Annotated in this window: 10 protein-coding genes; 5 read left to right on the forward strand and 5 right to left on the reverse strand. The window is 39.5% G+C overall.

Going from position 1 to position 12,521, the window contains the following annotated elements; translation table 11 throughout:
- Positions 1–2 precede the first annotated feature (2 nt).
- Together SPL68_RS01430 and SPL68_RS01435 are read left to right on the forward strand one after the other, a co-directional pair.
- The gene (locus tag SPL68_RS01430; protein WP_323813281.1) at positions 3–923 is read left to right on the forward strand and encodes a polysaccharide pyruvyl transferase family protein; all 921 of its coding nucleotides are present in this window, start codon (positions 3–5) and stop codon (positions 921–923) included.
- A 10-nt stretch (positions 924–933) separates the two neighbouring features.
- Entirely contained in the window at positions 934–2,268 is a 1,335-nt protein-coding gene (locus SPL68_RS01435) for a glycosyltransferase (protein WP_323813282.1), read from the forward strand.
- A 133-nt stretch (positions 2,269–2,401) separates the two neighbouring features.
- Here the strand turns inward: SPL68_RS01435 and SPL68_RS01440 are convergent, their stop codons facing one another.
- A complete protein-coding gene (locus tag SPL68_RS01440; RefSeq protein ID WP_323813283.1) occupies positions 2,402–3,340 on the reverse strand; it encodes a hypothetical protein in 939 nt (312 codons plus the stop codon).
- A gap of 350 nt (positions 3,341–3,690) precedes the next feature.
- Between SPL68_RS01440 and SPL68_RS01445 the strand changes: the two genes are divergently transcribed.
- On the forward strand, positions 3,691–5,133 hold the full coding sequence (locus SPL68_RS01445) for a right-handed parallel beta-helix repeat-containing protein (protein ID WP_323813284.1): 1,443 nt from the start codon (positions 3,691–3,693) through the stop codon (positions 5,131–5,133).
- A gap of 19 nt (positions 5,134–5,152) precedes the next feature.
- Here SPL68_RS01445 and SPL68_RS01450 read toward each other — a convergent pair whose 3' ends face one another.
- The 4 genes from SPL68_RS01450 to SPL68_RS01465 form a co-directional block, all read right to left on the reverse strand.
- Positions 5,153–6,121, reverse strand: a complete 969-nt coding sequence (locus tag SPL68_RS01450; RefSeq protein WP_323813285.1) for a glycosyltransferase family protein — start codon at positions 6,119–6,121, stop codon at positions 5,153–5,155.
- Between the two features lies 1 nt (position 6,122).
- A complete protein-coding gene (locus SPL68_RS01455) occupies positions 6,123–7,781 on the reverse strand; it encodes a glycosyltransferase (protein ID WP_323813286.1) in 1,659 nt (552 codons plus the stop codon).
- Entirely contained in the window at positions 7,778–9,082 is a 1,305-nt protein-coding gene (locus SPL68_RS01460; RefSeq protein WP_323813287.1) for an O-antigen ligase family protein, read from the reverse strand. The genes SPL68_RS01455 and SPL68_RS01460 overlap by 4 nt, the downstream gene beginning before the upstream one ends.
- Before the next feature lie 62 nt (positions 9,083–9,144).
- On the reverse strand, positions 9,145–10,005 hold the full coding sequence (locus tag SPL68_RS01465; RefSeq protein ID WP_323813288.1) for a hypothetical protein: 861 nt from the start codon (positions 10,003–10,005) through the stop codon (positions 9,145–9,147).
- A gap of 319 nt (positions 10,006–10,324) precedes the next feature.
- Between SPL68_RS01465 and SPL68_RS01470 the strand changes: the two genes are divergently transcribed.
- Complete coding sequence (locus tag SPL68_RS01470) at positions 10,325–11,497, forward strand: carboxylate--amine ligase (protein ID WP_323813289.1); 1,173 nt, start codon at positions 10,325–10,327, stop codon at positions 11,495–11,497.
- A gap of 15 nt (positions 11,498–11,512) precedes the next feature.
- Entirely contained in the window at positions 11,513–12,520 is a 1,008-nt protein-coding gene (locus SPL68_RS01475; protein ID WP_323813290.1) for a polysaccharide deacetylase family protein, read from the forward strand.
- Position 12,521: the final 1 nt, after the last annotated feature.

The raw sequence follows: 12,521 nt of genomic DNA on the forward strand, positions 1-12,521 counted from the left end.
CTATGGACAGTATATCAATTCTCAATGTTTTATCTGCTTTGCCTAAACATGAGCCAATTTATTACCGCTCAAACCCTGGCAATGCAGGAGACTCTTTAATTGCCTGTGGTGCTTTTTTGCTTTTTGAAAAACTTGGTCTGGATGTACGCTTAGCAGACACTGCAGATTTTGATGCTACAGGGAAAATAGTACTCTATGCGGGAGGAGGCAATCTGGTTGGATATTATTCTGAAGCTAGGGATTTTATTAGTAAGCACCATAGAACTGCTAAGCAGTTTATTTTACTGCCCCACACAGTAACTAGTAATGAAGATCTTCTTGCCGAGCTAGGCAGCAACGTTATTTTATTCGCTAGAGAGAATCATACTTTTCAACATCTATTGGAACATGCCCCTAAAACTCAAGTATTTTTGTCAGATGACCTAGCATTTTATATTTCACCAAAAAGTATAATTTCATCTCATAAACTTAGCTTATTTAAATGCGTTTTAATGAAAATTAAATTCAAAATAACAAAGAATAATGACGAGTTTTATAAACTTCCTAGACCAATAGCCATGCTAAGAAACTCACTTTTTGAATTTAAAAGTTCGTTAAATCGCAAAAAATCAGGCAACTTCTTCAGAACAGATGTTGAGCGGGCATCTAATTTTATCCCAGAGGATAATGCGGATCTTTCACACATTTATGAATACGGAACCAGAAATAGGGACCTCTGTTTTTATTCAGCTGCAAGACTTATGAAACACATAGACTTATTTGAAGAAATTAACACCGATCGCTTACATATATGTATTGCAGCAGCCCTATTAGGTAAACGAGTAAATTTTTTCCCTAATTCTTATTTCAAATGTCGAGCAGTATATGAAAAATCACTTAAGGATAAATATATAAATGTAATATGGAATTCAAAATCATCCTAAGGAAAGAACCATGAAATATAAATTTTTATCGATCGCAAATGACATTTGGTATTTTTATGCCAGACCATTAGCTGCCATATTGTTATATTTATCCGCAAAAACCTTACTTTTGTTAAATTTTAAACGTGCCTCAATATCATTTTCGCTAGCCACTAGCCGCTACAAAAATATTTCAGGCAATAACATATTGCTAAAATCATTACTGGGAAATAGTTTTAGTGATTTAGATGCTAGTAAAGGTGTGCAACTTAAAGAGGCGTCAGGCCGATCTATAATTTTAAGATGGCCTGAAATAGACCAAAATAACATCTTTTCAAAAGGTGTTTTATTAATCACGTTTACAAAAACATTTTCCTACTTTATTCGCAATATCGATATACAACAGCTGCATAAATATTTTTATATTGTGCTGGAACCAAGCTGGTCTGGTTATGCAGATCCCGACATTCTTGGCTTTTTTAATAAAAATGAAAAGGTAATCATTCAAAGCTCTGAAATTCAAGATCGTATTTTGCTTAATCATTTTCTTGAATACTGCATCCCTGTGAGCTTCGGGGCAAGCGATTGGGTTAACCCGGATATATTTATTAAAAATGAACTTCCTAAAATTTATGATTCGGTATACATAGCAAACACCAACCCTATAAAAAGAGTTTATCGCTACCTCAAAGCAATTAAGAACATTGTTGAAAGAAAAGATCCAAACTATAAGGCGTGCCTTGTTTGCGCTTCTTGGGGGGGGGCAGAGGAGCTTCTAAAAGAACTTGTTGAGAGCTTTAAATTGGAAAAAAACTTAAAGCTTTTGTTTTCACAGAGCAGATCACAAGTTATTAATATACTTAACCAAAGCAAAGTGAATATTTTGCTTTCTCTTAAAGAAGGCAGTAATCGTAGCCTTTTCGAAGCATTATTTTGCGGCACTCCAGTAATACTGGCCAGCGAAAATATTGGTGTAAATAAAGCTTATATTAACGAGCATACAGGTTTGCTACTCGACAATTCAGCACTGGAAGATGGATTGTGCTGGATGAAGGAAAATTATACGCTTTACGATACCCGAAGCTGGGCCATGGAAAATATTTCACCCAATATCTCCACGCAAAAACTGTGTGCAGTTATAAATAACAACTTTAATACAAGCATTGATTCTCTATTTGTAAAAACCAATAGCCCGGAGGTGTGCTACTTAAACTTCGATAATATTGACCACGCCCCCTATAGCATGAAGGTGCTGGAGTTGTTTATCACTAACAACTCCAATTCACACTCAGATACAAATAAAGAATTACTTTTACAAAAAGAATTATTTTTCCAGAGCATTGAGAAAAAAAAGGCTTACCAATAGGAAAAATCTACTTCAACCTTTCAGCAAGGACGCAGGACGCTTTTTTCTTCAGCCACTACACGCTCTCAGTTTAACTGCCGACTGACAATTCAACACTCGACTCACCATCTACATTTGACAACATGAACTTATCTCACGTGCACTGAACAGATACACTAGTTGTTACTGCTTTATATTCATTTCTTAAAATCAGCTCATCTTCAAGCTGACTACTCTTTATGCTGTGAATTAACGCATATCCATTTTCTTTCAATATAGCTGCCGGCATTTCAGGCTCTTTATACCAAACACCAAAAACATCACCCGACTGATTGAAGCAACCCATTTTATATCCAGCCGCGTATGCCAATATTGTTACTATAGAATCCTCACCTAAATAACTTCTCTCGAAGAGATCAAAGTGGTCCATGTATCCCAAGCGCGCCCACTCACGAATCAAATCAATTGATACCGCATAAGCCCCCCCCATGATATGAACACCATATCTATAGCCGTTGTCCAACGCCCGCCTGAAAACATTTTTTCGAATAAAGTGCAAAGAAAATGCTTTAAATTTGAATTTTCTTACAGCCAATAAGGAATTTTTCCACAAGGGTTTTTTATGTACATTCTCCACTCTTGACTTCCAGTCATCAAAAGCAGCATCCCTTGAGACCCCCATTGGCCAATTAAGAAAGGTTCCAGCCACCCCTACGTGATCACTGATATTAAAAAACTCATTCACTCTCTGCGCAAATGGGTTTATACAAAAAACATCCGTGTCCATTTTTACTACAAAATCGACATCCAAATAGCGGTACACATACGAAAAGCCATAAATCATACCTGCCGCATGCCTATCAAACAAAACCTTACTCTTTCCATATAAAGGGTTATTTATTACATGAAAAGTCTTGAATTGTGAATGATATACATCCAACTGATCTAAAAGCGTATTGCCATCATTGATTATTAAGAAGTTTGACTCATTAAAAGAGTTTTGTTCGTGCAGAAGAATAGAGTCCAATAAGTCAGTCAACCTATTAATTTCCAACTGACCAGGACCCAGTAATAGTAAAATTGCATATTTCATTATAAATGCTCTTCCAAATTAGTTAGCGCTTACCACAAAAAACTACGCTCTATATATTCATATTAGAATCGATACCGCCTTGAGCCCTACCTCTTCCTATCAAGAGAGCCTTGCTCACATAGATACCCGAAAAATCTTCTTCGTATCGCACAGAAGCCAGCCTCTAAGTTCCCATATCTCTTCCTAGGCTTGACGTATCTCTACAATCAAAAACCATATATGAAATAAAAATATACTTACAAGTGATAAACATGCTTTTTTAAATTCATATATTTTTACACGCAATCTGCCTTTCCAGTGGCATCTTAACCTTTCTGCATTAAACTATAATGATATTCGGAGGTGTCATCATGTATAAAAAACTGTTCATTTTGGCTACATTATTAGTTTCATTACCACTAAACGCTGCAGAATTTTGGGTGTCCCCTGTAGGACTCGACACCAATGACTGCCGCACACAAGCTACTGCGTGTAAAAGCATCCAGCGAGGTATTAGTCTATTAACCGCAGGTGACACACTGTACATTAAAGCCGGCCTTTACAAAGAAAACTCCGGCCAAAGTAGCTTTACTAAACGTTGCGGCTGGTTTGATCCAGTAGTCGCCAGTTTGTGTATTAACACTTCTGGGACTCCTGAAATGCCAATCACCATTTCGGCTGCTCCCGGTGACGAACGTAAAGTGATTATTGACAGTGAAAAGACCCGCGCAGGCGTTCAGATTCAAGGCAAAGACTACATAGTATTTAATGGTCTAACGTTTAAAAATCAATTCACAGTAGGTATAAGCAGCTGGGGACAAACCGAGAACGCCGTAGCAGATATTGCCCGCTTGGCAGAGGGCATCGTGATACAGAATTCCAATTTTTTTAATACTTATGGCAATGCTGGCGACAACATATCCTCTATTGCCATGTGGGGCTCCAAAGACTGGGTAGTGCGCAACAATTTAATAGATGGAGTATACGCAGGTGGCACTACTGTTGCGGCAGGAATTCAATCCTATGGTGTTATTAATGCCCTGATTGAACACAACACAATTCGCAATGCCGGTTTCGGAATCTTTTGGAAGGATCACTATGTAAAAGACTCCACTACTAGAGAACTGTGGCAGGAATCGGAAATCAGATACAACCTCATTGATGCGCCCAAAGTCGGTATTCGCGTAAGCATCCGGGGCGATAAGAGCCCTGAAGCTGGGCACAACCACTTCCACCACAATATTATCACCGGTTTAGACAGTAATGGCATAGGTATAGAATATGCTATGGCTGGTGCGTATGCGATTAGCGGCACACTCACTGTTAATAACAACCTAATTGATGGCAGGGGCAAAACAGGATCGGTTGGTCTTTCTGTAGACGCATCCAAAGATGTTAAGTTTTACGGCAATATATTGAGAGGCTTAAATGTACCGCTGCAACTATTAAAATATAGCGACACCAAACTTCCCAGTTTGACTTATGCAGCCTCCAATATTTACGACAGCAAAGTGACCATTATCGCAGACAGATATAGCCCCACCTCAAAAATGTTCGACTCTCTTACTAGCTGGAAACAAGTCCAGACGGGATCACTCTCAACTGTAAACACCAACTATCCCGACGCCACAAGTATCAGCGTAAACTCTGATTTGTTGTTTCAGGATCTAAGCAAATACAAATATCAAACAACATCAACCGCACTTAACTTTATGGGATCTGAAAAAAATGCTGGCCCATACGAAACAGGTACAGAAACCATCGGAATAACTTTTCTAGCGCCAGATCGGCCGCCTGAGGCAACTCTCGAATAAGTCACAAAAACTCAGCCAATTATTGATTTAATAATTGGCTGAGTTTTTGTTTGTTTAAAGCATCGCCTTCAATATATTTTCGTTTAACCGACTGCGCCTTCTCGCGAATTTTATCTATATCTTCTATGGCTAATTCCAACTTAGCTTTAATATCTTCAGGCGAATTATCTGTAAATAACGCGTAATCGCCAAAGTAGTTCACGCTAGCGGCATTATTTGAAAGAAGCACAGGTACCGCAACTGAAATCGATTCGTAAGCGCCGCAAACTAAGCAATCCTTGCGAGTTGTCAAATCGATATTGATTACCGATTCTATTAATGATCGCCAATAGTCTTCTTCACTTAAATAACCCAGAAATTTTATCCCAAATGTCTCATAAGATTCTTTTGGTTTTTCTAATTTCGACTCTTTTATCCGGCCAGTAACATGCAATTCATAAGTCTCACGCCACAAGCCGGTAGCAATAAAAGCATTTAAAACATTATTTATCGGCTCATCGTCAGCCCAACTAGAAATAAATAAAATATAATTTTTAACTTTAAAGTCATGTATAACAGATGCGTCCGACGCAGGAATTGGGTCCGGAAATGCAAAAGGCCGGCCCCCCATTTCCGTTACCGTGCCAAACAAGTTAGTGTTTGAAACTAATGTAATATCAATAGATTTACAGATAAAACGATTGAATTTTCTTAACCTGCCCGGCTCAAGAGCGGCATTATGAAAATCTCCAACCACCAAACAGTTCGGTTTCAATTTTTTGTAAAGTGCACAAACCAAGCCCAATACAATTGACGGATTTTGGAAAAAAATTATTTTGTAATTTCCAGACCTCAGAATGGATATTGTTAAAATAGCTAATTTTAAGTAGCGTACAATTCTTGATTTATCTGACCTCAGCTCAACGTAGTTACAGCCCAACAAATTCGCCATGGATATGTTTCTTACTTGATGTTCCCAAGTTATCCACACGCTATTTTCCTTATCCACGTTATTTCCTCTTAAGTTTTTCGATACGATCTATCAGCTGATCAACAGCATGAGCAATTTGCATTAAGCAATTGCGCGCATAAAGTTCTGGAGCCGCATAAGGATCATGTATATATGCAGCAAAAGGCGATGCATTAAGCCCCAGCAATGAAATTTCTTTTTTGGCACTAATTAATGAAATTTTTTCAAGGTGAGACGGCTCCATACATACATATAAATCGCCATCGCAAGGAACAAAATTTTCTATTGCAGTGGTTCTATGCCCGCTAAGATCGACATCCATATCCAGCGATAAGCGACTAATGCGTTGATTTGCTTCAACGCCAGAAGTAGTATCAACACCCAAAGAGACGCAGGGAATATTTGAGTGCTTTTTAAAATACCATTCAGCAAAAGCACTACGGCAAATATTGCCTTTACAGACAAACACAACTCGCCCAGGGCGCTTTGATACCGCACCACATTTGAAATGGTAGCCTGCCAAGCTCGCCTTTATTGCAAAAAAAACATAATTTAAAAAAGCCTTTCTTCCGCCAAATTTTGTGGTCAAAAAAGACCTGCTTTTTTCCAATAACCCATGCGCATAGAGAGAAAAATATTTTTCATAGGTAACCTGCAAACTCCATTTTTCTCTAGCGTCCTTGGCTGCATTATTTGCAATTTTGATGCGCAATGCATGATCATTAATTATGGAGGTAATCATCTTGGCCAAGTCACTACTATCATTGTTAGCTGCTATCAGCGCGGAATACCCATCCCGAATAACACTATCGACTCCGCAATCAGTGACTACAATTGGCAAACCAACTGACATTGCCTGAGTCAATGCTAAAGGGTGCCCCTCGGAAGAAGAAGACAATAAATACATATCTAATGAGTCAAGATACTCGGCGGCAGAATTAATAAATCCGTGCCAAATAATCCTGCTCGATAGCCCCAACTCATTTGCCAATTCTCTACATTCTTCCGCTAACTGATTTTTATCATCCCCCGCAATATGCAAGACAACATCCAAACCAAAACTATTTACCAATTCATCAAGCATTTTTATTGCAAGAGGATAATTCTTTGCCTTTCTAACATTACCCAAACAGCCTATGTGTACAGGAGTAGAAAGCTTCTGATCAATCTTTTGCGGAAATACAGTTAAATCAATACCATTTTGAATGACCATTAGTTGCTTAGCGGAAAACCAACGGCTGTCATTTAGCCCTTCATACAATTGCTGCGTGACTGCAATAATTTTTTTTGCTCCCATCCGAATTGCTAAAAACTTAGCCGCACCAAAGCGCTCTTTTTTAGAAATATCTACAAAGCCATGAAAGGTACAAAACACAGGGATTGATGTTATCAATCCTGCCATACTGGCATACACATTCGAACCCAGTAAGTGGGCCTGGATGAGATTAACGTTTTCTTTTCTAATTAACTTAATTAAAAACTTAAGATATGAAAAATTGAAAGATCCCTTACAGTTGTAAAAGTACGTAGTGACTTCATGTTTTCTTAATTGTTCGGCAACCCATCCCTCTCCTCTTACCAACGCGATAGATCTATATTCTCGTTTTTTAGCTTCATTTGCTAACTGGATGAAAATGGTTTCTGCACCACCAGGCCCGGTGGTATCAATAATGTGCAATATAGTTTTCTGTGCACTCATTTTTTATTTGATACCTCAGCTTTATTCTCAAGGAATCCATCTTTATCTTGTACTGCATTATTAAGGGAACCAGAAAACATCAGCATCAGATAGTTATAGGGATAAAACGCAACTGACATAAAAAAACCACCAATAATAAATACAATATTTGCAATATCCAATCCAACAGAAAAACGGTAAACCCAATGCTCTTTGATAGCATCCCCTCGTTTTCGTAATTCTTTGCGGGTTCGGATATTGAGGCGGAACGAATAGAAATACATAATCAGGTAAGTGATTAAACCTATACCACCTTGCTCACTTCCCACCTCAACCAAAGTATTATGCGCAACTTCCAAGCGATTCCCCCAAGACATTCCCTGTGGGATGGTGTGGCGATAGTAGGCGTGAAAATAGTGCGCAAAACATTTGTAGCCAACACCTACGATAGGATGCTCTTTAAACATCTCTACTCCCCCAGCCCAATAAGTCATTCGCGACACAGAAGTGCTATCTTCCCCGGCAGATGTAAACCTCGCCTTTTGCCCTTCAGGCAATAAGAGAAAACCTAAATAGCAAACAAACGCGCCAACAAAAACATAGCGAATTTTAAATTTTCCACGCAGTATAAAAAACAAAAATAATCCCACTACCAAACCGAGCTGAGAAGCTCTCGAACTGCCAGCCAAAACGGTCATAAAGGCAGTTAAGGGCAATAGATAATAAATTTTGGCGATGTGACGATTTTGATATATGACCGACAAGCTGATAATCACCAACATCGCCATCATCAGTGACAGCTCACCTGAATTTTCAAAAAATCCACGCGGACCAGCAATTCCGTAATCCTTAAATGCAAAGCCTCGCATAACCCAGGTTTTCGCACCAAAAAGCGAAATCTTAAATAACACCAGAAAAAAAAGAATAAGGATCAATCGGAGTTGATGCAAAGTTCTGATGCAGGAAGTAAACAGCAAAACCTCCAACATCCATATAAATACAGTGTTTATATTTCTGAACGAGAGATCGCTATCATAAGAAAAAAATGAGGATATAACTGTAGAAAGAGCAAATAACAAGACAACAAAATGAGTCATTTGATATTTCAACTGGCTCTTCAACAGGCCATAAATAAGACCCCCTATAATACATAGCTGCGTCCACGGCAAGACATCCAAAAATGGATATATTGCCTGCGGCCGTAAATAAGAGAATATGATATAGCCGGCCGCACAATAGAAACCAAAGTTTTCGTTTTTACAATCGCGAAAATAAACCGAAAAATCATTCAATACAGACTTGGCGCCCAAAAGCATGGCCATTAACTCCATTACTCATCTAATCAGCCCGCTTTATAAAACCGAGAGGATATTAATCACACAATCTAGCGGATACATTTAAAGTACTTCAGGTAAAATCGAATCGCAAAGTACATTATTTCTAGAGCCTTTCGAACTTTACTAGTTGGCCAGACATCATTCGAAATAGCCTGCCTCAGTGCCAATAGCTGTTGAAATTTTTTCAACTGTAGATCTGGTTTGGCTTTCACATCACAGAATACATCTTTAAAAAGCCACAAAGGATTACGATTTAAAATGCAAGGAACAGCCTTCTGCTTAGCCAGTGCAATTCCAATCGAGGCGCCTTCACCAAATTCAAATAGCCTCGCTGTAGTGTATGCAGCACAATAATCCCAAATGGCCAAAAAATTTGGCACATCGCCAAAATTACTATTTACAACAAAAAAAGGTTCATTTACAAAAATGACATCTTCAAATTTTATTTTTTTGTATTGCGCTATATCGCTCAGAATTTTTCGGCGCCGCATAGGTCCATTTAATTTATTTTTATTCTTTTCACAAATAATTTCTGAGGCTAATTTATTATTAAGATTTTCACCGTATATCGCTGTAAAAAAAATTCCGTCTTGCATGATCTCGGAAAAATTAATCGCACTGATAATGCGGCAATCAGCGTCCATATAGATGCATACATCGTGATGCCGGATTGCTGCTGCGATAACTTGTCGCTTATCGTGATAACAGGATCGAATTCCAGTGGGGTGATACTTGATGGCCCTCACATTTGGCAATACCCTAAAATATTCAGGCTGATCAGTAATCACATAAAATTCAATATCCGGGTGCCAACACAACAAATCTTCGGCAAGCAGCTTTGCATGGACTCTAAACTGAAGTCCATAGGCCAGAGTTCCAAAGCAAATGCGCTCACTCGCGATACTCATAAAAAATCCTTAATAGATGTATCAGGTGTAACACCTGCATAACGATGATCCCTACTCATGTGATTATCAAACCCTCTAGTAAGGTCAGCCCCTCACACTTCAAAAATCACATTGATCATTAAACATTTTTCAATCAACGCATGAGATAATGAAGGCGAATTTTAATCCAATAACCAAAAAACCTATAGCAAATTGATCTCAGCCCCTCGATATTAACGAGCGAGGCACAGCCTAGCATAAGCTAGAGGCTGTTTTATGTTGCAAAGGCTCATCAGCCAAAAGATGCGCCCCATATTTACAAGGACAATACTGATACGCTATGCAGACATATAAAATTCTGGTGCTGGATGCAGCTCAGCGTAGCGCGCTTGCCGTTGTCAGATCGCTTGGGCAAAAGGCTGTACTTAATGTGTATACAGCCGAGGCCTCCACTCAAGCCCTAGCAGGCAGCTCTCGCTACTCACAAGCTTTTTTTTCCTGCCCTAGCTCTACCTACGCTCCTACTGAGTTTTTGGCATGGCTGGAACAGTTGCAGGAGCAGGAATCGTTCGATTTGATCATCCCAGTTACCGAAATCACCAGCCAATTATTGTTAATGCATCAATCGGAACTTAGAAATATTCAGATTCCTTTTGCACCCTACGAAAAAGTGATGGCGCTAGCTGATAAACATCAGTTACTGATTCAAGCCGAAGCATCTGGCGTCCCCATCCCAACTTATCACTGGCATCAAAACACATCCACCATACAACCAGAGAAGCTGAACTATCCCTGTGTAATAAAACCCTGTCTGTCACGGATTTTTTCCGAGGGGCGATGGCTTTCGACGACCGTACGTGTGCTGCATTCAGCAGCAGACTGGCAGGACGCATTGCGTAAAGATCACTATTTGCAACAATTTCCCTTTATGATTCAGGAGTTTATTCCGGGCTCAGGTGCGGGCATTTTCGCGCTATACAATCAGGGGCGACCTGTTGCCTTTTTTGCACACAAGCGACTGCGAGAGAAACCGCCGCAGGGCGGGGTCAGCGTACTCAGCGAAAGTATCGAGATAAATCCGCTACTAAAGACTTATACAGAACAGCTTCTGGATCATGTAGGTTGGCATGGTGTTGCCATGATCGAATTTCGCATAACGCCAGACGGAAAACCCTACCTGATGGAGATCAATACCCGATTTTGGGGTTCTTTACAGCTTGCAATAGATTCTGGAATAGATTTTCCATACTGGCTTACTGAAATTTCTCTTGGTCTACCCATTACAGCCGCAGACGAATATCGCAAAGGCCAAAGGTTACGCTGGCTGCTAGGCGATTTAGATAGCCTATATTTGGTATTGAAAAGTTCAAATAGTATCTGGTGTAAAATGCGCTCTATTCTGTTATTTATTATACCTTCGTTTAATACCCGCCATGAAATCAATCGCTGGCGCGACATAAAACCAGCTATTTTTGAGCTCAAACATTACATCTTACAGCTGATGGGGCGCTGATACAGGGATATTCCAATGAAGCAAATCATCAAACAAGGTTTTTCAACTGCAGCCAATTTGCTCGGACCACATCGACTTGGCAACTTTAAAAATTCCCCCAAACTTTGGGTGCTTATGTATCACCGAATCTTGCCAGCGAATGACATTCGATTTAACCTCGAAGAGCCCGGCATGATTGTAGAACCAGATACATTTTCAATGCACTTACGTGAATTGAAGAAATATTTTGATGTGATGGATCTAACCGAATGGCTGGACTTGCGTTTAAATAACAAGCCAATACCTGCCCGAGCCTGCGCCATTACCTTCGATGACGGCTGGCATGATAATTATGAGTACGCTCTGCCTATCATTAAACAAGAACAGGCTCCTATAACGTTATTTGCGGTTGTCGAGAAAATTGGAACTGATTTTCAGTTTTGGCCCAACATTGTAAATATGCTGTTACACAGCAATGCGATCTCGTTACTACATCAATGCCCGCTTTTCTCCCAAATTAAATCTATCATCCAGCAAAAAGATTTTTCATCAAGAAAAGAGCAAAGTGCACATATTATCCAGGCATTAAAACGCTTTTCTGACGCAGAAATTTTTGATGCTTTAGATAATTTAAGATGGCGAGAGTACATTTTCACTGAGCCGCCAAGAGCGCTAATGAACTGGGAAGAAATAGAAATAATGGAAGCTTCTGGCCTTGTAAAAATCGCTTCGCATACGTGTAATCACAAACGGTTAAACGCTCAGCTACCGATCAATGAACTAACACATGAAATTGCATCCAGCAAATATATTTTGCTGGATAAAATCCCAACCGCAACGAATATTTTTTGCTTTCCAAATGGCGATTACAATTCAGCTGCACTCAACCTTGTCACCGAAAATTACCGTGCAGCTGTAACCACCCGAAGAGGTGTTGTTGATGCCTATAATACTCCCGTACACGAACTATCTCGCATAGGAGTACATCAGCAAATAAGTCACACCCCAAAGCTTCTGGGGGCCCGCTTGTCCGGATGGATTTAAT

The organism is Cellvibrio chitinivorans, from assembly GCF_035117775.1.
GTDB lineage: Bacteria > Pseudomonadota > Gammaproteobacteria > Pseudomonadales > Cellvibrionaceae > Cellvibrio > Cellvibrio chitinivorans.

Excerpts from the sequence above, each read along its gene's own strand:
- SPL68_RS01455 (WP_323813286.1), bottom strand. The coding sequence starts at position 7,781 with ATGAGTGCACAGAAAACTATATTGCACATTATTGATACCACCGGGCCT.
- SPL68_RS01465 (WP_323813288.1), bottom strand. The coding sequence starts at position 10,005 with ATGAGTATCGCGAGTGAGCGCATTTGCTTTGGAACTCTGGCCTATGGA.
- SPL68_RS01475 (WP_323813290.1), top strand. The coding sequence starts at position 11,513 with ATGAAGCAAATCATCAAACAAGGTTTTTCAACTGCAGCCAATTTGCTC.
- SPL68_RS01445 (WP_323813284.1), top strand. The coding sequence starts at position 3,691 with ATGTATAAAAAACTGTTCATTTTGGCTACATTATTAGTTTCATTACCA.
- SPL68_RS01460 (WP_323813287.1), bottom strand. The coding sequence starts at position 9,082 with ATGGCCATGCTTTTGGGCGCCAAGTCTGTATTGAATGATTTTTCGGTT.
- SPL68_RS01470 (WP_323813289.1), top strand. The coding sequence starts at position 10,325 with ATGCAGACATATAAAATTCTGGTGCTGGATGCAGCTCAGCGTAGCGCG.
- SPL68_RS01440 (WP_323813283.1), bottom strand. The coding sequence starts at position 3,340 with ATGAAATATGCAATTTTACTATTACTGGGTCCTGGTCAGTTGGAAATT.
- SPL68_RS01430 (WP_323813281.1), top strand. The coding sequence starts at position 3 with ATGGACAGTATATCAATTCTCAATGTTTTATCTGCTTTGCCTAAACAT.
- SPL68_RS01435 (WP_323813282.1), top strand. The coding sequence starts at position 934 with ATGAAATATAAATTTTTATCGATCGCAAATGACATTTGGTATTTTTAT.